The sequence below is a fragment of the Winogradskyella thalassocola genome (genome assembly GCF_900099995.1).
GTDB lineage: Bacteria > Bacteroidota > Bacteroidia > Flavobacteriales > Flavobacteriaceae > Winogradskyella > Winogradskyella thalassocola.
In genome coordinates this window covers 436,977-456,987 of sequence record NZ_FNCZ01000003.1, presented here as the reverse complement: position 1 = coordinate 456,987, position 20,011 = coordinate 436,977, and the positions used below count along the sequence as shown (strand labels likewise).

16 protein-coding genes are annotated in these 20,011 nt (G+C 33.0%); 6 read left to right on the top strand and 10 right to left on the bottom strand.

Features of this window, described 5'->3' with window-relative positions; all coding sequences use genetic code 11:
• Nucleotides 1-85: 85 nt before the first annotated feature.
• Nucleotides 86-3,061, top strand: a complete 2,976-nt coding sequence (locus BLT80_RS11150) for an FAD-binding and (Fe-S)-binding domain-containing protein (RefSeq protein WP_092467928.1) — start codon at nucleotides 86-88, stop codon at nucleotides 3,059-3,061.
• On the opposite strand, the gene BLT80_RS11145 is transcribed toward BLT80_RS11150, so the two are convergent.
• The gene (locus BLT80_RS11145; RefSeq protein ID WP_092467926.1) at nucleotides 3,058-3,927 is read right to left on the bottom strand and encodes a UDP-2,3-diacylglucosamine diphosphatase; all 870 of its coding nucleotides are present in this window, start codon (nucleotides 3,925-3,927) and stop codon (nucleotides 3,058-3,060) included. The genes BLT80_RS11150 and BLT80_RS11145 overlap by 4 nt on opposite strands.
• Before the next feature lie 209 nt (nucleotides 3,928-4,136).
• On the opposite strand from BLT80_RS11145, the gene aroC reads away from it, so the two are divergent.
• The 4 genes from aroC to BLT80_RS11125 all read left to right on the top strand — a co-directional run bounded on the left by aroC (nucleotide 4,137) and on the right by BLT80_RS11125 (nucleotide 7,992).
• Nucleotides 4,137-5,207, top strand: coding sequence for a chorismate synthase (gene aroC / locus BLT80_RS11140; RefSeq protein WP_092467925.1), 1,071 nt, complete (start codon nucleotides 4,137-4,139; stop codon nucleotides 5,205-5,207).
• A gap of 65 nt (nucleotides 5,208-5,272) precedes the next feature.
• A complete protein-coding gene (locus BLT80_RS11135) occupies nucleotides 5,273-6,718 on the top strand; it encodes a dicarboxylate/amino acid:cation symporter (protein ID WP_092467923.1) in 1,446 nt (481 codons plus the stop codon).
• A 121-nt stretch (nucleotides 6,719-6,839) separates the two neighbouring features.
• Nucleotides 6,840-7,655 (top strand): sulfurtransferase, encoded by an 816-nt coding sequence (locus tag BLT80_RS11130; protein ID WP_092467922.1) that lies wholly within the window; start codon nucleotides 6,840-6,842, stop codon nucleotides 7,653-7,655.
• 4 nt (nucleotides 7,656-7,659) lie between these two features.
• Complete coding sequence (locus tag BLT80_RS11125; protein ID WP_092467920.1) at nucleotides 7,660-7,992, top strand: hypothetical protein; 333 nt, start codon at nucleotides 7,660-7,662, stop codon at nucleotides 7,990-7,992.
• 148 nt (nucleotides 7,993-8,140) lie between these two features.
• Here BLT80_RS11125 and BLT80_RS11120 read toward each other — a convergent pair whose 3' ends face one another.
• The 4 genes from BLT80_RS11120 to BLT80_RS11105 form a co-directional block, all read right to left on the bottom strand.
• The gene (locus tag BLT80_RS11120; RefSeq protein ID WP_092467918.1) at nucleotides 8,141-10,318 is read right to left on the bottom strand and encodes a DUF4139 domain-containing protein; all 2,178 of its coding nucleotides are present in this window, start codon (nucleotides 10,316-10,318) and stop codon (nucleotides 8,141-8,143) included.
• Between the two features lie 366 nt (nucleotides 10,319-10,684).
• Complete coding sequence (locus tag BLT80_RS11115) at nucleotides 10,685-11,104, bottom strand: thiol-disulfide oxidoreductase DCC family protein (protein WP_092467916.1); 420 nt, start codon at nucleotides 11,102-11,104, stop codon at nucleotides 10,685-10,687.
• Nucleotides 11,101-13,269 carry an endonuclease MutS2 gene (locus BLT80_RS11110; RefSeq protein WP_092467913.1) on the bottom strand — a complete coding sequence of 723 codons (2,169 nt, stop codon included), beginning with the start codon at nucleotides 13,267-13,269 and terminating at the stop codon, nucleotides 11,101-11,103. The genes BLT80_RS11115 and BLT80_RS11110 overlap by 4 nt, the downstream gene beginning before the upstream one ends.
• A 49-nt stretch (nucleotides 13,270-13,318) precedes the next feature.
• Complete coding sequence (locus BLT80_RS11105; protein WP_092467911.1) at nucleotides 13,319-14,812, bottom strand: YfcC family protein; 1,494 nt, start codon at nucleotides 14,810-14,812, stop codon at nucleotides 13,319-13,321.
• Between the two features lie 56 nt (nucleotides 14,813-14,868).
• Here BLT80_RS11105 and BLT80_RS11100 point away from each other — a divergent pair, with 56 nt between their 5' ends.
• On the top strand, nucleotides 14,869-15,543 hold the full coding sequence (locus BLT80_RS11100) for a uracil-DNA glycosylase (RefSeq protein WP_092467909.1): 675 nt from the start codon (nucleotides 14,869-14,871) through the stop codon (nucleotides 15,541-15,543).
• A gap of 350 nt (nucleotides 15,544-15,893) precedes the next feature.
• On the opposite strand, the gene BLT80_RS11095 is transcribed toward BLT80_RS11100, so the two are convergent.
• The 5 genes from BLT80_RS11095 to BLT80_RS11075 all read right to left on the bottom strand — a co-directional run bounded on the left by BLT80_RS11095 (nucleotide 15,894) and on the right by BLT80_RS11075 (nucleotide 19,971).
• The gene (locus BLT80_RS11095; protein ID WP_092467908.1) at nucleotides 15,894-16,751 is read right to left on the bottom strand and encodes a substrate-binding domain-containing protein; all 858 of its coding nucleotides are present in this window, start codon (nucleotides 16,749-16,751) and stop codon (nucleotides 15,894-15,896) included.
• Nucleotides 16,752-16,810: 59 nt separating this feature from the next.
• Nucleotides 16,811-17,683: a nucleoside phosphorylase gene (locus BLT80_RS11090; RefSeq protein ID WP_092467906.1), complete on the bottom strand. Its 873-nt coding sequence runs from the start codon at nucleotides 17,681-17,683 to the stop codon at nucleotides 16,811-16,813.
• Nucleotides 17,673-18,614 (bottom strand): DUF1835 domain-containing protein, encoded by a 942-nt coding sequence (locus BLT80_RS11085; RefSeq protein ID WP_092467904.1) that lies wholly within the window; start codon nucleotides 18,612-18,614, stop codon nucleotides 17,673-17,675. The genes BLT80_RS11090 and BLT80_RS11085 overlap by 11 nt, the downstream gene beginning before the upstream one ends.
• A 5-nt stretch (nucleotides 18,615-18,619) precedes the next feature.
• Entirely contained in the window at nucleotides 18,620-18,949 is a 330-nt protein-coding gene (locus BLT80_RS11080) for a translation initiation factor (protein ID WP_092467902.1), read from the bottom strand.
• Nucleotides 18,950-19,020: 71 nt separating this feature from the next.
• Complete coding sequence (locus BLT80_RS11075) at nucleotides 19,021-19,971, bottom strand: isopenicillin N synthase family dioxygenase (protein WP_092467900.1); 951 nt, start codon at nucleotides 19,969-19,971, stop codon at nucleotides 19,021-19,023.
• Nucleotides 19,972-20,011: the final 40 nt, after the last annotated feature.

Genomic DNA, 20,011 nt, shown 5'->3' with positions numbered 1-20,011 from the left:
TAACGTCAAAATTAGAACTTAATTGGATGATTTGCTTTGTTTTTAAGATAAAATTATAACTCATTACAATAGATTGTTAACCCTTATGCAAAACGAAATAGTTGAGGAATTAAAAGCCTTAAGAATAACATTAGAAGGTGATTTGCACAATGATAACTTAATGCAAAAACTTTACGCTACTGATGCATCCGTTTATAGAAAATTACCTTTAGCTGTAGCGTTGCCAAAAAGTAATCAAGATATTAAGCACCTTATACATTTTGCAAAAACACACAATACGTCGTTAATTCCAAGAACTGCAGGAACATCGTTAGCCGGACAATGCGTAGGCGAAGGTATTGTGGTAGATGTTTCTAAATATTTCACTCGAATTTTAAATATTAATGAATCTGAAAAAACGGTAACTGTTCAACCAGGAGTAGTACGTGATGAACTGAATAATTACTTAAAACCCTTTGGTTTATTTTTTGGACCAAATACATCAACATCTAATCGTTGTATGATAGGCGGTATGGTTGGAAACAACTCATCAGGAACCACGTCGATTCAATATGGGGTAACGCGTGATAAGGTTTTAAAGATGAAAACCATTTTAAGCGATGGCAGTGAGGCTGAATTTTCAAGTATTAATTCAGATGAATTTCAACAAAAATTAAAACTAAATTCGCTTGAAGGCTCTATTTACAACAGTATTTATAAGGAATTAAAACCTGAGTCGATTCAGAAACAAATTCAAGATCATTTTCCAAAACCTGAAATACACAGAAGAAACACAGGTTATGCGATTGATGAATTAATTAAATCTGATGTTTTTTCCACTTTGGATATTGATACTAACCGAAGTGTAAACTTGGTCGCTGAGCGTAGTCGAAGTGCCAATTTTAATATGTGCCAATTGTTAGCAGGAAGTGAAGGCACCTTAGCATTTACAACAGAAATCACCTTACAGTTAGATGTTTTACCACCCAATGAAAGTGCCATTATCGCTTTACATTTTGAAAGTGTTGCCAAATGCTTAAACGCTGTTGAAACAGTGATGCAGCACAATTTGCATACCTGTGAAATGATGGATGATACCATTTTAAATCTCACAAAATATAATAAAACCCAACAAGATAATAGACAGTTTATAGAAGGGAATCCTGCAGCTATTTTAATGTGTGAATTAAAAGCAGAAACTCCAGAGCTATTACAACTCGCTATTGACAGATTCATTACTGCAGTAAATACACTCAATTTATCGTATGCAGCTCCGATTTTAAGAGCTGAAGATATTGATAAAGCTGTAGAATTACGAAAAGCAGGTTTAGGTTTGTTAGGTAATATAATTGGCGATAAAAAAGCAGTTGCTTGTATTGAAGATACCGCTGTAGCCTTAGAGGATTTAGATGCTTATATTTCAGAGTTCACTACGTTAATGACATCGTATAATCAAAATGCGGTGTATTACGCACACGCTGGGGCAGGTGAATTGCACTTGCGTCCAATACTAGATTTAAAGCAATCTGAAGATGTGGTCTTATTTAGGAAAATTACCACTGATGTTGCTAAGCTAGTAAAGAAATACAACGGCTCAATGTCTGGTGAACACGGTGATGGTATTGTGCGTGCAGAATTTATTCCTATGATGATTGGCGAAGCGAATTATCAAATTATAAAACGAATTAAGTCGGCTTTTGATCCTCAAAATATTTTTAATCCAGGAAAGATTGTTGACGCTTATCCTATGGATAAAAGTTTTAGATATGAAGTTGATAGATCAGAACCTCAAATTGAAACCTTACTCGATTTTTCTGCGTCTGAAGGTATTTTACGTGAAGCTGAAAAATGTAATGGTTCTGGTGATTGTAGAAAATTACCCGAATTTGGCGGCACCATGTGTCCGAGTTATAGAGCCACTAGAAACGAAAAAGATACTACGAGAGGACGTGCAAATACACTTCGGGAATTTTTAACAAATTCTGAAAAAGCAAATCGATTTGATCATAAAGAATTGAAAGAGGTTTTTGATTTATGTCTAAGTTGTAAAGCATGTGCCAGTGAGTGTCCGAGTAGTGTTGATGTAGCGAGTTTAAAAGCTGAATTTCAGTACCAATATCAGAAGGTCAATGGTGTACCTTTTAGAACGAAACTATTCGCTTATAATAATAAAATAAATGGCTTTGCAAGTCATGTTCCGAAGCTAACCAATTTTATATTTTCGAATAGATTTACAAGTTCAATTATAAAATCGGTAGGAGGCATTGCAAAAGAACGCAGCTTACCTAAGGTGTCAAGTAAGAGTTTATATAAAGAGTTTCAAAATTATAAAAACAAGATAGTTAGAGATAATTATATTAAAGAAGTGATTTTGTTTAATGATGAATTTACAAATCATTTAGATACCGAAATAGGTGTCGATGCCATTGAGTTGTTGAGTCGTTTAAATTATAAAGTGACTATCATTTCGCATTCAGAATCAGGACGCTCAATGCTTTCAAAAGGGTTACTTGAAGACGCGAAAAAAGTAGCGAATGAAAACGTATCTAAATTCAAAAATATAATATCAAAAACTACACCATTAGTTGGTATAGAGCCGTCTGCAATTTTAACTTTTAAAGATGAATATATCCGATTAGCAGATGATAAAGACGGAGCAAAATCTATTGCTCAACACACGTTTTTAATTGAAGAATTTATTCAACAAGAAGCTAAACTAGGACATATAAATTCAGAACAATTTACAAAAGAAGTGAAAACCATAAAGTTTCATGGGCATTGTCATCAAAAGGCATTATCGAATCAGAAATCGAGTTTTGATGTTTTAAATTTACCAGAGAATTACAGTGTCACCATTATTCCGAGTGGTTGTTGTGGAATGGCTGGTAGCTTTGGATATGAAAAGGAACATTATGAGGTCAGTATGACAATTGGTGAACAAACCTTATTTCCTTCGGTTAGAAAAGCTTCGGACGACACTCTAATTTCAGCAAACGGAACAAGTTGTAGACATCAAATTAAAGATGGTACAGGACGCGTGGCAAGGCATCCGATAAGCATCTTAAAAGAAGCGTTGCTCTAGTCTTTATCTTTGCTTTTTTTCTTTTTCTTAGATGTAGGTTGCTCTACAATGGTTATCGCTGCTATTAAATCTTTAAGCTCCATATCCTTAATGTCTTCATCAGCATAAAACGCAGACAATTTATCTTCGTTGTAATTGTAAATTTTCCAACGTTTAAATTGATATTCTAGTGCTGTGAAATTTTCAACCCAATCACCAGAATTTAAATAGGTTGTTTTGCCATGTTTGTTCTTCTTAATTAGCATTTTTGGCTGATGAATGTGACCACAAATTACGTAATCATAGCCATTTTCTATTGCTAGATCAGTTGCGACTTGTTCAAAATCATTGATATATTTTACAGCTCCTTTGACGCTGTTTTTTATCTTTTTAGATAATGAATAACGTTCTTTACCCATCTTATCCGAAAACCAATTGGTGAATTGATTAACGAGAATAAGGAAATCATAACCCCAACCCCCAAGTTTAGCAAGCCATTTAGCATTTTGAATTGAAATATCAAAAACATCACCATGGAAAAACCAAGCTCGTTTCCCATCTAATTCTAAAACGAGTTTGTTTACAATTGAAATATTTCCAATTTCAGTATCTGTAAACTTTCGCAGCATTTCGTCATGATTCCCAGTAATATAAATGACTTCTGTTCCGTTGGCAGCGAAATCCATTATTTTTTTAATAACGCTAAGGTGAGATTTCGGAAAGTATCGTTTTTTAAATTGCCATATATCAACGATATCTCCATTTAAAATTAATTTTTTAGGGTCAATGCTATTCAAATAGGTTAATAACTGCTTAGCATGGCAACCATAAGTACCAAGATGTACATCCGAAATGACCGCTATTTCTACTTTTCGTCTTATTTTCACAATGTTAAAAATCTATATAGCAAAGAACTTCAATATATTTAAGAATTGGGTTAACCTATAATTAACTAAGTATGAGGAAAATGTTATTAATACATTACCTAAATATTACTAAACATTAAGAGTAAGTATTTGATTGATAATAGGTGAAATACGCCATGGCATTTTCGTTTTTATAATATAACAATTACATTAGCGTAAAATAAATTGCAATGGCAGGAAATTCCTTCGGAAAATTATTCAAACTTACAACATACGGTGAATCTCACGGTAAAGCAATTGGAGGCATTATAGATGGCTGTCCGTCAGGTATAAAACTCGATCTTGAAGCGATTCAAGAAGAGTTAAATCGTAGAAAACCAGGACAATCTAAAATAGTTACACAACGTAAAGAACCAGATACGGTTGAATTTTATTCCGGTATTTTTGAGGGCTTTACAACTGGAACACCAATTGGATTTGTAATTCATAACACCAATCAGAAATCTAAAGATTACACGCATATAAAAGATGTGTATCGTCCTAGCCATGCCGATTACACGTACGACAAAAAATACGGAGTAAGAGATTATAGAGGCGGAGGACGAAGTTCTGCACGCGAAACTGCTTCTAGAGTGGTTGCTGGAGCGATTGCAAAACAAATGCTTAGCACTATTAAAATAAACGCGTTTACTTCTTCGGTAGGTGAAATATTTATAGATAAACCTTATCAAGATTTAGATTTTAGTAAAATTGAATCTAATGTTATTCGTTGTCCAGATGAAGCCACAGCAGAAAAAATGATTTCTAAAATTGAAGAGATTAAAAAACAAGGAGATACCATTGGTGGCACCATAACTTGTGTCATTCAAAATGTGCCCGTTGGTTTAGGAGAGCCTGTTTTTGACAAATTGCATGCGGAATTAGGAAAAGCCATGCTGTCCATAAATGCCGTAAAAGGTTTTGAGTACGGTAGTGGATTTTGTGGAGCTAAAATGAAAGGAAGTGAACACAACGATTTGTTTAATATAAACGGAACGACAAAAACTAATTTATCTGGAGGTATACAAGGTGGAATTTCTAACGGTATGGACATTTATTTTAGAGTTGCTTTTAAACCTGTTGCCACAGTGATACAAAAACAAGATGCTTTAAACAGTGCTGGCGAAATTGTAGAAATGCAAGGAAAAGGCAGACACGATCCTTGTGTAGTACCTAGAGCTGTGCCTATTGTTGAGGCCATGGCAGCTTTAGTAATTGCAGACAACATGCTTTTACGCAGGCAAGAATCTAGAGAATGGTAATCATTTAGTGATTATGAATAAAAAATATTAACCAACAGACTCCTGCTTTTATAGGACTATAGCATATGAAAAAACTAGCACTACATTGGAAAATTATAATAGGAATGGTTCTGGGTATCATTTGGGCTTTACTATCAAGCACAATGGGTTGGAGTCAATTTACTATAGATTGGATAGATCCTTTCGGAACTATTTTTATCAATTTATTAAAGCTAATTGCTGTTCCTCTAGTGTTGTTTTCTATTATAAGCGGTGTTGCTAATATTGGTGACCCAAAGAGTTTAGGTAGAATGGGAGGTAAGACCTTAGGGATTTACTTACTCACAACAATAATGGCAATTTCATTAGGATTAGTATTAGTCAATGTCATTAAACCAGGAGAGCTTATTGATGAACAAAGCCGAATTGATAACCGTATCAGTTATGAAATTTGGGCAGCAAGTGAAGGTCATGTCATTAAAGATGGTATCAACTATCTTCAAGATCCAGAATTTTTTGAACGTGCTCAGGAGATTTCAGAATTATCTAAGAGTGAATTAAAAGAAGCAGCTGTTGCTGATAAAATGGAAACAGTTAAAAGCCGCAAAGAAACCACCCCTTTACAGCCACTAGTAGATATTGTTCCTAGTAATTTTTTCCATTCACTATCTAATAATGGACTAATGCTTCAGATTATATTCTTTGCTATTTTCTTTGGTGTTTGTTTATTATTTGTACCAACTGATAAGTCACAACCCGTACTAAATTTAGTAAATGGAGTTAATGAAGTTTTTTTAAAAATGGTTGATATTGTTATGCAAGGCGCTCCATTTTTTGTATTTGCGTTGTTAGCAGGAGTCGTGAGTAAAATGGCAGGTGATGATATTGGTAAAGTCGTGGAGATTTTTAAAGGATTAAGCTGGTACTCGATTACTGTTTTAGCAGGCTTGCTTCTAATGATATTTGTAATTTATCCTTTGATTTTGAAGCTTTTTGTAAAACAAATACCTTATAAAGGCTTTTTTAAAGCGATGAGTCCTGCGCAGACTTTGGCATTCTCAACATCGAGTAGTGCGGCTACACTTCCAGTAACAATGGAATGTGTGGAAGAAAACTTAGGTGTAGATAAAAAAATAAGCAGTTTTGTACTTCCTATCGGTGCAACCGTTAATATGGATGGTACAAGTATGTATCAAGCTGTAGCGGTTATATTTCTAGCACAAATGCATATGATAGATTTAACAATAGGGCAACAAATAACTGTAGTATTAACTGCAACTTTGGCATCTATTGGTTCAGCAGCTGTACCAAGTGCTGGTTTAGTAATGTTGATTATCGTATTAAGTTCTGTAGGATTAAACCCTGCGTGGATTGCTATTATTTTCCCGGTAGATAGAATATTAGATATGTTTAGAACAGTGGTTAATGTTACAGGTGATGCAACGGTATGTTCGATTATTGCAGATGGTGAGAACATGCTTGATTATAAAGAACATGAAAATCCAAGTGAAACTTTCGATTTAGATTCTTAAATTTCAGTATATTGAAATATGATAAATTATTTTTAACTTTATACAATTCAAATTAACAAAGAAAAAATGAAATGCAATTTAGCATGTCGTGTTCAAATCCATAGATTAAATATATAATCAGTTGGAAATAAAAGATTTAAATTCAGATTTAGTTTCCGTTGAATGGCTTCATAAAAACAGTGATGCCATTAATTTAATAGTGCTAGATGCCACAATTAATAAGGTGATCAGTCCTGTTTCAACGCGAATACCCAACGCTAGATTTTTCGATATTAAACAAAAATTTAGTGATATATCAGCCCCTTTCCCAAGTACCTTACCTTCAAAAGAACAATTTCAAACAGAAGCGCAATTATTAGGAATCAATAATGATTCTGTAATTGTGGTTTATGATGATAAAGGCATTTATTCAAGTGCAAGAGTATGGTGGTTATTTAAAGTTTTTGGTTTTAAAAATGTCGCAGTTTTAGATGGCGGCTTACCACAATGGCAACAAGATGGTTTTCCTATTGAAAACTATATAGATACAGTGTATGCTTTGGGTGATTTTGTAGCAGAATTCCATGCCCGTTTAATGACGGACTTCAATGGTGTTAATGAATTCCGCAATGATAAGGACACTTTAGTTGTTGATGCGCGTTCTGAAGATCGTTTTTTGTGTAAGGTAGACGAACCCAAAGAAGGGTTGCGACGTGGCACCATTCCGAATTCGAAAAATTTACCATATACCGTGTTATTTGATGGTTATACAATGAAGTCTAAAGACGCACTTCAAACAATCTTTGATGATTTAATAGAACATGAAACACAAATGGTATTTAGTTGTGGCTCTGGCATTACAGCTTGTATTTTAGCCTTAGGAGCAACACTTTGTAATTATAATAATTTAATTGTCTATGATGGTTCATGGACAGAATATGGAAGCCTAACACCTTAATTCAATGAACACAATCGACTGGACGCGAGATGAACTCGTAGCCTACATTTTACTTTTTGCTGCAAATTCTGATTTTAAAGAAAAAACCGAGGAAAGAAACATGATTCTTTCTAAAGTAGATCAGCAAACCTTTAAAGATATCCATGATGAGTTTAATCGCGATAACGATTATCAAGGTATCAAGAAAATAACGACGAGTTTAGAACAGCATAATTATACAAAAGACGATATCGATATTCTACTCGAAGATATAAAAGTTCTATTTCTATCAGATGATGATTTTGATATTACAGAACAAAATATGTATCGTTTTTTAGAGCGCCTATTCAAGTTGTAAAAAAAGCCTCAAAACGAAAATAGTAGTTCTATCAAAATTTTTGACACTTATGGAAAGTTAGACAAGCTTTCGATAAGAATTAAACTCGTTCCTAACTAACAGAAGTTAGGGTTTAATTGAAACTATTTTGTTTTGAGGCTATGTTAAGTTATAAGTTAACGCGTTTCCCCTTTGGAAATTTTACGCTATAGGAATGTTTAACATTTTCTGTGGCACTAGACTTTAAATTTAGTGTCCATTTTAAAATTCCTTTGTCTTCATCGTAGTTAGAATTTCCTGTTTCTATGTCATCGATTTTTATGGTTTTATCTTGACTTTTAGGAATGCGATCTAACAATGTTAACTGAATATCAGAGGTTTTGTTGTTTTTAATTTCAATTTCAAAAGCTTTTTGAATCACTCTGTTGTTACCAATAAATGTGGTTTTCTTAAAATCATTTCGCTGTTTGCGTTTTACAATAATGTTTGGATCCACACCAAGTGAAATTGTTAAACTATCTGTGGTTGCACTCGGATTAATATTGGTTTTACCTGAATAACTGCCTTCAAAATAAACATTAGCTTCTGCAGGTAATAAATTGTACTGTTCCCAATTTCCGATTTTAGCAGTTAAGAATACATTTTCATTTAAAACAGGTGCGGCAAAATAATTGTAAGTCGCAGGTACACTAAATTGATCTATTTCTATAACTGAAATATCACCATCTGAAGGAATACTGTGTTTTTTATTAATTTCGAATCTTGTATTGGTGATACCTGTTTCTACCGTAATTCCTAAATCGTTTACTTTTCTATCAGATTCCTTTTTTAAAGTAATTAATACTACACCATTGGCGCCATGACTTCCGTACATACTTGTTGCGGCTGCATCCTTAAGAATATCTGTAGATATTATATCACTAGGATCAATATTACTTAAATCTGTATTAGAGTAAGGTACTCCATCAACAACATACAAAGGTTTATTATTACCATGAATTGAACCATAGCCTCTTATTCTAATCTTTGCGTTCGTGCCAGGCGATCCATTTCCATTGATTATATTAACACCAGCAACCTCACCTACAAATGCACGAGATATTTCTTCAGTTTTAATTGAGGAAACAGATCCGGTATATGCTTTGCTTGTTGTGCCATATCCGGCCACAACAACTTCATCTAAAGTCACGTCGTCATCTAAGGTCACATTCATAATACTTGAATGAATCGGTAACTCTTCTGTTTTCATGCCGACATAAGAATAACGAAGTGCATTTCCAGATGTTGTTTTTAAAGCATACCGACCATCAAAATCGGTCTGAACCCCATAAGTTGTTCCTTTTTCAATAACACTAACTCCAGGTAATGGTAGACCGTCAGAAGATGATGTTACGACTCCGGATACATTTTTAACCAATGGATTATACTTGTAATTATAACTTCTGGTGGCGCGTTGCGATTGGTAATTACTGTATGCACTGATAAAATTTAAATATTTCGGATTTACTATCGGTTTTTCGTTATTGGTGTTTGGATCACTTGTTGAGAGCACCAAATTAACATCTGTCCAATCACAACCAGAATTTTGGAACACGTGTGCTTTGTATTCCAAAGTTATAGGACTATTGATTTTTTCGGCTTTTAAATCGTAAACCGGAAACCAACCTGCATTTTTTATGTTGTATTTCAGTTTTAAATCTAAAGATGTTGCGATGTCGCTATTTAGCTTTAATTTAATCTCGCCTGTTTGTACTTTTTCATCAACGTTTAGTTCTGCAAGTTGCTGGTTTATGTCTACCTGGAGATCGGTATGTACTTCTATTGCTTTGTGGGATTTGTTTGTAGCAATTTTTAACTCTGTAATTCGAGTTCTGTAATAGGTCGCAAAGGTTTTTAGTTTTTCTAAACTTACAACTTCAGTTTCATTTCCTAATTTTTTATTGCTCTGAATAAGACTTAATTCTTCATTATAACCAGCAATTAAATCATACTGATTCTGAATTTTATCATCTAATGTTTTTAATTCATTTTGTAATGCAGAAATAGAATCACTTTGCTTTTGCTTAGATAAATAGTTAATGCCATAATTAATGGATAGGATGGAAACGTCTTTTAACCCTGAAATTTGAATACTGCTTTCTTCTATATGTGGAGACAAACCGTTAAATGTAATTTCGGATTTTCCAGAGTTGATTTTTATTGAAGATTCACGGTTAATTTCGGCTCCATCTAAATAGACAGTAACCATTTTAATTTTACTAGGTTGCTGAAAGGCATTGGTTAATTGTGTTCCTAGTAGAAATAGAAAAATAAGAAGTGTTTTTAAGGGTTTTGGTTGGGTTGTCATAATGTTAGAGTATTAATGTTTATCCAAAATTATGACACTATTAGCCATGTTATAATCCAAAATGAGTAACCCATATGGTATAGGAAGTAAACGCGTCTTATCAATTAGTAAGAGAAGTATTACTAAAATGTCATTGGTGGATATAATTGACACTTTTAAGACCAAAATCAATTATATATAGTCTTATATCGAGTTTTTTATGTGTAAACTAGAGATTGTACATACATTTGCAGTAACAAAATAATGTGCTATTAATCAACCTATTATTACCCTCAATATCGAGTTGAGATAAGTTTTTGTTTACATTAGTTTTAAGTAAGTTGTTAATTTAAAAAAGCCTTTTCATTGGTTGTGAAAAGGCTTTTTTTATGCTATAAATTTAGATTTTAACTCCGGAGTCGGAATCATACAAGATTCTTTTTTTCCATACCATTTATAACGATTCTTAGCGATATAATTGTAAACCCAATTTCTAATAAAGGTAGGTACAGTTAAGAATACAGACAATATACATGTTGGAAAACCTAAGTCTTTAGCCACCAATAATGCTGCTGTAGATTTATACGTTAAACGATCCTTTTTAGGATTATACAGTAAAATAGAATCGGTGTTGACTGTATTTATATTGAATTTTTTAATGATTTCTTCTCCGACGTCACTTTGCAATGGGGCAAATACGAATTTATCTTTTTTATCCCGTTTAATAACATACAAAACACTAGAGTTGCACAGATTGCATACTCCATCAAAGAGAATTAATTGTTTGTTATTTGGAATGTCTATCATTTTTTTACGGCTTCAACGAGTTCCAATTGATCTAAACTCACGTTAGTTGTAAACATGCCATAATTTACGATGGCTTTGTTTTTTTCAATGGTATCAATACTACCAACAGCTCTACCATCTTGCATGCGTACTCTGTCACCAATTCTTAAAATAGCCTTTGGTTTTTCTATTGGTTTGGCTTTCTTTTTAGCTTCTTTTTTCTTTTTGCGGATGACTTCAACTTTCTTTTCTGCCTCTTGTTTTACTTGAGTTTCTTTATGCTTTTCCGCACGTTTTTGTTTCGCAGACACTTTTTTTCGTTTAGAGTTTTCAATCTGAACTAACCTAAATAATTCAGCCATCAACTCTCGTTTTTTCTGATCTTCAAAGTACTTTTCAGAAATGTCATTAACTTTCTGTCCTAAGTAAATTAAGCGTTGGTTAGAATCATACAATTCTTGAAAGCTCTCTAATTTCTTCTGAACTTTTGCGTTTACTTCTTCTAATTTATCAGCTTCAGAAATCTTCTTTTTTTCGTTTTCTTTTAATGAGCGTTCGGTCCGTTCTAATTTGCTTCGTTCTTTTTGAAGCTTTGCAATTGTCGCATCAAAGCGAACTTTCCCGCGTTCAATTTTCTTTTTCGATTTGTTTATTAGACTGTAAGGAATACCATTTTTCTGTGCCACCTCAAACGTAAATGAGCTTCCGGCTTGCCCTACAACTAGCTTATACATTGGTTCTAGAGTTTTTTCATTAAAAAGCATATTGGCATTTTTAATGTGTGGTAACTCGTTGGCTAATAATTTTAAATTGGAATAATGTGTCGTTATAATTCCGAAAGCTTCACGTTCATAAAAGACTTCTAAAAATGTTTCTGCCAAAGCTCCACCTAATTCTGGATCACTTCCTGTTCCAAATTCATCAATTAAGAAAAGCGTTTTATTATTACACTTCTTCAGAAAATAATTCATCTGTTTTAGGCGATAACTATAAGTACTCAGATGATTTTCTATAGATTGATTATCTCCAATATCACTAAGAATGCGATCAAACAAACACACATGACTACGCTCGTGCACAGGAATCAACATACCACTTTGAAGCATAACTTGAAGCAAGCCCACTGTTTTTAAAGTGATACTTTTTCCACCTGCATTTGGACCAGAAATGACAATAATTCGACTGTCTTTTTCTAAACCAATAGATTGCGGAAACGTTTTCTCTCCTTTTTCTTTATTATTTAAATAGAGTAGAGGGTGATAGGCATCTCGCAAGTTCATACTACGCTCTTCAGAAAATTCTGGAAGAATCGCATTCATGCTCTGTGCATATTTTGCTTTTGCCGAAATCATATCAAGACTGATCAGAAATTCTTGATAATCTTTTAGAAGCGGTAAAAACACACGAATAAAATCCGTTAGTTCTTTAAGGATTTTAATAACCTCTTCTTTCTCCTCATATTCTAAATTGTTGAGCTCTCTGGTGTATTGTAATGTGGTTTCGGGTTCAATGTAAACAATACTTCCGGTTTTACTACCTCCCATTATCGCCCCTTTCACTTTTCTGCGATACATGGCTTTTACAGCAAGTACACGCTTATTATCTACAACAGACTCTCTTATATCATCTAAATAATCTAGATTGTGATAGGTGTGTAGTGCTGAAGAAAAACTACTATTAATTTTACCTTTAAGCAGATTAATAGATTTTCGTAAGTTGGAAAGTAGAGGTGAAGCATCATCTTTTATATCACCAAAACGATCCACAACTGCATCAATTTGCTCGATAATAGTTGTATTTACCTCAATATGTTGACCAAATTGTTGAAGTTTGGGATAATACTCTTTAAATTTTTCTAAAAACTTTAAAATAGAATTAACGGTCAACGACATGCTCACTATTTTCTGCAAGCCAGCCACTTCGAGATAGGTGTTTTCTATCTTAAGTAATTTCAATTCTTTGGCAATGGTGTCGAATCCGTGGTTTGGTATTCTGTTGTCATTTTCAAAGGATGATAAATATTCATTAACGTAAACAAGTTCGGTCATCAACACGTCTTTATTCTCAAAAGGAAGGATGGCCAAAACCGCTTCTTTACCCAAAGCTGTCAATGTATGTGCGCTAATTTGATTTAAAACCGTAAAGAACTCAAGGTCGTTTAAGGTTTTTTCATGAATGTTTATCATGTAGTATTGTACGTTTTTTAGAATTGCAAATTTAGGATATTATGTAATACTATAAGTATGAAGATGCCGCTAATACGATTAAGGTGACAATTATTAATACTATAAACAAGGGCATTATAAATTTTAGCCATTTACTAAAGTTGATTTTGGCAACGGCTAAGGATGCTAAAATTAATCCTGTAGGATTAACAAGATAAAATAAACCTAAACCGTATTGGTATGTATTAACCACAACTTCACGACCTACACCAACAGTATCAGCTAAAGGAGCCATAATTGGCATGGTTAAAACGGCCATTCCTGAAGAACTTGGAATAAAAAATGATAATCCAGAATAAATGATGGTCATAACACTCGCAAAAACACCTTTATTCATTCCGGTGGTAATATCGCTAGCGTAATACAATAACGTATCGCTTATTAATCCGTCTGTCATTAACACAGTAACACCTCTTGCAATTCCGATAATAAGTGCAACGCCTAAAAGATCACCAGCTCCTTTTACAAAGGTGTCTATAAAATCTGTTTCACTGATTTGAATAATAAATCCGATAATTATAGCGCTAATTAAGAATACAGTCGTCATTTCTACAAACCACCAATCTAAAATTGAAACACCGATAATCATCAGAATGAAACTACTCGTAAAAACAAACAAAGCCAATTTTAATCTCCAATTAAAATTAACATGAGATACATCTTTTAAAGTAAACAATTGTGCAATTTGCTCTCTTTGGTCGTAAATAAGCGATTTACTTGGGTCGTTTTTAATACGCTTAGCGTACCGCATTATATAAGCAATGGTAATCGTTAAGCATAAAAAGAGCATGAAGATACGACCATATAAACCGGTGGTCCAGTTAATACCAGCGGCATCACTAGCTATAATTGTAGAAAAAGGATTGATCGTAGAGCACATGGTGCCAATTGCAGAACCCAAAAAAATACTAGCGACACCAACAAGAGCATCATATTTTGCCGCTAAAAAAACGGGAATTAAAATAGGGAAGAAGGCAATGGTTTCTTCCGCAAAACCAAAAGTGGTTCCTCCTAAAGCGACTAGAGAAGTGACTAGTATAATTAATAAAGGTTCTCTATCTTTTAAGACAATGGCTAATTGTGCAATAGCAGCATCAAAAGCTCCTGATTTGTTTAAAACACCTATTAAACCGCCAATAATTAATACAAGGAAAATAATATCTGATGCTTCAATAATCCCTTTAATTGGAGAGGTTACAAAATCAAAAAAACTTTGTGGTTTAGGCTCTAGTTTGTTGTAAGTCCCAGGAATATTGATAGGTTTATAAATGTCGCCGTTAGTAAACTTTTCAACAGGAATTTTAATATTCAAATCATCTAATGATGCTTGGGTTGCTGTTAAGCTTATTTCCTTATCTAGACTTAAACGTGTAAATTTGTTTGTTGACTCATTATAACTTAAAGTATCATATTTTCCCGCAGGAACAAACCACGTTAAAAGTGTTACTAATCCCGCAATTATAAATAATATGGTCTGTGCAGAAGGGAATTTTAGATTTTTCATTCTGAGTTATTTAGTAGTGAATTTAGATCTTAATAGGATATAATCTGTTTTAATATATGAATGTAAATATAGACCAAAGCTGGAAAACTCATCTTAATCCAGAATTTGAAAAACCTTATTTTAAAGATTTAATGGACTTTATAGAGCACGAATATAAGACGCATACTTGTTTTCCAAAAGCATCTGATGTTTTTAATGCTTTTAACCATTGTACTTTTAATGATGTGAAAGTCGTGATTATTGGTCAAGATCCATATCATGATGTTGGTCAAGCAAATGGCTTGTCTTTTTCTGTTAATAACGGTATAAAACATCCGCCATCATTAGTTAATATATTTAAAGAGCTAGAACAAGATCTTGGAATTTCATATCCAACAAGTGGTAATTTAATGTCTTGGGCAGATCAAGGAGTCCTACTTTTAAATGCAACGTTAACGGTTAGAGCACATGAAGCAGGAAGTCATCAAAAGAAAGGTTGGGAGCAATTTACAGATGCAGTAATAAAAACAATTAGTGCAGAAAAAACAAATGTTGTGTTTCTGCTTTGGGGAGGATTTGCTAAAAAGAAAAAGAAACTAATCGACACCTCTAAACATATTGTTTTAGAAAGTGGGCATCCATCGCCGTTAAGCGCTAATAGAGGATATTGGTTTGGCAATAGGCATTTTAGCAAAACTAACTCCCAGTTGGTGCAAGTTGGCGAGTCTGTAATTGACTGGAGATTAAAGTAGTAGATTTTTCTGGTTTAATAGGTTGATGTAGTCTATCATTAACTTTAATAGGTTCAGCGATCTTAATATCAACTTTTTTTGTTGTTTTATTACAACTAAAGATTAATAAGAAAAAATTAAGAGCAACTAAGCAAGATAAAATTAGAACTATGTTTACAATCATATTTATCTATTTGGGTTATCAATAATATTGATGTAGAGGAAAACAAATGTAATTAATTTTTTGAAATATTGAAAATTATAAATAGAAACACTTTAACTTTAATTAATTATCTGTCTAAATACTACGGTTTTAAAACATCCTAAATGTTAAAAACCTATTTCATTTCTCACAATTAAAATTAAGGATACTATTGCGTTTTATGAATCAATTTTGAATACGCTACTTTCTCAGATATGATTTTTAAATCATAAAGCTGCTCTTGCACATTATCTAAAGTATTTTTATCCATAACGCTTTGTGACCATTCGGTTAACGACAGCCATTCTTGTACGTCTTCTAATTCTTGTTCGTAACGATTTGCTATGGTTTTATCGATACTTGGGATGGATTTAAACTCAGAAGTTGTCTCATTTATAATATCTAAAATGATTTTTAAATCGTCTTCATTATTATCGATAAATTCTTGTCTAACTGCAATTACAAAACATGGCCATGGAGAACGGCAATTATCTATTCTTCTAAAGACTCCTTCATCGACAATAGGTTTCGTCGTGAATTTCTCCCACATAAAATAATCAGCTTCACCTTCTGTTAAGCCTTTAATAGCTCCTTCCAAATTTTTAATGACCTCAAAATTTAAGTCATTTTCCAAGTCCCAATTATTATTTTTAGCATTTATGTAGGCCATAAGATGTGAACCAGAACCATATCTACTTATTGCGGCTCTGCTTCCTTTAATATCATCAATGGTTTTAAACTTAGAATCAGCAGCCACATGAATTCCCCATATTAAAGGGGTTTCAACAAAGGTTTGAACAATTTTAGAAGGATTTCCTTCAATAATATCTTTAACTATACCTTCGGTTAATATAACAGCCATATCAATTTCTCCAGAACGTAATGCTTTAGTCATAGCACCGGTTCCACCATAATAATCATGCCATCTGAGATTGATATCCTTATCTTTATATTCACCGTTTTTAAGTGTTAGATACCACGCTAAATTAAAGTGTTCTGGTACACCACCGATATTTACTTTTTTCATTTTATGCTTTACTAGATTTGGTAATTACTCCTAAATTAAGGAATGATATATTCGTCTTATTAAATATTAACAATACGCTCTAAAGCATATAAAATTAATTTATCGACCACTTTTTTAGGATCTTTGCTAAAATCCCCATTTGCTCTATTTGCAATAATGGCATTAAGCGATAATGCTTCATGTCCTAATAATTTTGAAAGCCCATAAATAACTGAAGTTTCCATTTCAAAATTTGTAATTCTATAATCCTTGTAACTAAAGTTATCTAATTTAGTGTTAAGATCTGGATCTTGCAATGGCAAACGCAATACACGGCCTTGAGGCCCATAGAAGCCCCCAGCTGTTCCTGTCATGCCTTTGTGAATCTCGTCTCCTTCAAAATATTTTTCTAAATACTTACTATTATTAATAATTATTGGTCTTGCTTTATTCTTATCCCAATCCGTATGTTTAATAAATTCATCTTCTATTTCAGGGTTACTAATCCCTTCAATTTGATAAAAATGTAACATACCATTAATGTCTAAGGCATGTGTGCTTATTAAAAATGCATCTACAGGAATATCATTCTGTAAAGAGCCAGAAGTCCCAATTCTAATAATATTTAGACTTGTAAGTTCTGTTTTTAATTCTCTAGTTTCTAAATTGATATTAACTAAAGCATCTAATTCGTTCAAAACAATATCAATGTTATCTGGACCAATTCCTGTTGATATAACGGTTAGTCTTTTATCTTGATAATAACCCGTTTGCGTTTTAAATTCGCGCTTTTGAGTGCTAAATTCTATGCTGTCAAAATGCGCTGTAATTTTTTCTACACGATCTTGGTCACCAACAAAAATAATAGTGTCCGAAATATTTTCGGGTTTTAAATTTAGATGGTAAACACTACCATCAGGATTTAGTATAAGTTCTGAGTCTTTAATTGCCATTAAATATGGTTTTTATGAGTTTATTCTGTTTAATATTGAATTGAAAGCTTAAGCGATTTACACCACCATAAACCATGTCATTATTTATTTCTTTTGCAAAATTATGTTGTTTTAATAAGGCTTCATGGCCTTTTCTGTTGAGGATAATACCATTTTCATCTGTCGTAAAAAATAGATCTAATTTATCTATGATTCGCGCAAGCTGTATATCACCAAACCCATAGTAACCTTGATAATTAAGACTATAACCTAAAAGATGATTTTTTGATTTTATAAAATTATCCTTTACAATATTGAGAATATTAGCTTCTATAACACTAAGTCCACTTTTTTGAAAAGGAAAACGTTCTAAATGCGCCTTTAGGCAATTGCTCAAGTATTTAAAACTCGAATTTTTAACAATATAAGGTTTTAGTATGTTATGATCCTTACCACAATACGTTCTCCATAAGGCAATAGCTAATTCAATATCTTCTTTTGTTAGTAGAATCCTTTCTTTATAATGTTGCTTTAGTTGCTCTGGTGTAAGTTCACTCAACCCTTTTAAGCGTTTTTCACCTTCTACACGTCCACTACAAATTAAATAAAGAGGTTTATTGATTTCTTTTTGGTGCAATAGATTAATAACACCGATTAAATTGATGTGACAGAATAAATCGTATTCAAACCAAAGATTTATTTCGGTGTACTTTTCAGAGTCATCCAGTCTAGATAATTCCGAGAGAATTTCTCTAGTATTAACTTCAATCTCGTAAAAGTCTTTAAGAAATTCAACACGAAGTTTTAAAAAAGCTCTAGAATTTATAGCGGGAATAGTTGGTCCTTCACAAAGCATCTCTTGCCAAGTTAAAATATCTTCTTTAAAATCTAGATCTCTTAAATAATCTGTGAGGTTATTACCATTAGTAATATGTAAACAATTTTTAGCCATACGAATTAACCACCTACACGTTTTACATTAAATCCTTTTTCTTTCAATATCGTCATAATTTTATCTCTGTAATCTCCTTGAATAATTATTCTGTCATCCTTAAAACTTCCACCAACACTAAGTTTTGTTTTTAGCTCTTTAGCTAATTTTTTAAAATCTTCAGTGGCTCCTGTATAGCCTTCGAGAATGGTGATAGGTTTCCCTTTTCGCTTTTCATATTTACAAATTATGGGGTCGTCTTGAAGCCATAAATTTTCCTTTACCGAATCAGAATCATCTGTATGTTCTGGTTCATGGTCTGGGAAGAGATTTTTTAATTGGTCTTGTAAATCCATTTGTTCAGTGTTCAGTCTTAAGTTTTTAGTGTTCAGTTCTCAGTAGTTACCTGTAAACTGAAGACTGCATACTACTTTTTAATAAGTCCAAGCTCAATTAAACGTTCGTTTAAAAATTCGCCAGCCGTAATATCCTCAAATTGTTTTGGATTATCTTCATCAATACAACTCTCTAAAACATCTAATTTCATTTCGCTTACAGGATGCATAAAAAATGGCATCGAGTAGCGCGATGTTCCCCAAAGTTCTCTTGGCGGATTTATAACACGGTGAATTGTTGATTTTAATTTATTATTAGAATGTCGAGATAACATATCACCAACATTTATCATTAATTCGTCTGGCTCTGCAATAGCATCAATCCATTCTCCATCATTGCGTTGCACTTGTAAGCCTCTACCTTGTGCTCCCATTAACAACGTAATAAGATTAATATCGCCATGAGCCGCTGCTCTTACCGCATTCTTAGGTTCTTCGGTAATTGGAGGATAATGAATTGGTCTTAAAATAGAATTTCCGTTATGGATATATTTATCAAAATAGGTTTCTTCTAAATCTAAATAAAGCGCCAAAGCACGTAACACATACTTCGCTGTTTTTTCGAGCATTTGATAGGTTTGCTTTCCTACTTTATTAAAATCTTCTAACTCTTTTACTTCAACGTTTTCTGGATATTCTTTTCTGCGTTCTTCATCATCTTCTACATATTGTCCAAAATGCCAAAATTCTTTTAAATCACCTTCCTTTTTACCTTTGGCACTTTCTTTACCAAAAGATACATAACCACGTTGACCACCAATACCAGGAATCTCGTAGCTCTCTTTTACCTCAATAGGTAAATTAAAAAAGTTCTTTACCTCTCCATATAAGCTATCAACTAAAGCATCATCTAAAAAATGGCCTTTTAAAGCTACAAAACCTATGTCTTCATAAGCTCTTCCTATATCATTTATAAATTTTTGTTTTCGTTTAGGATCTTCAGAAATGAAATCCTTTAAATCTACACTAGGTATTCTATCCATGGGATTTGTGTTTAAATTTTTGTCAATATACAAATGTAAC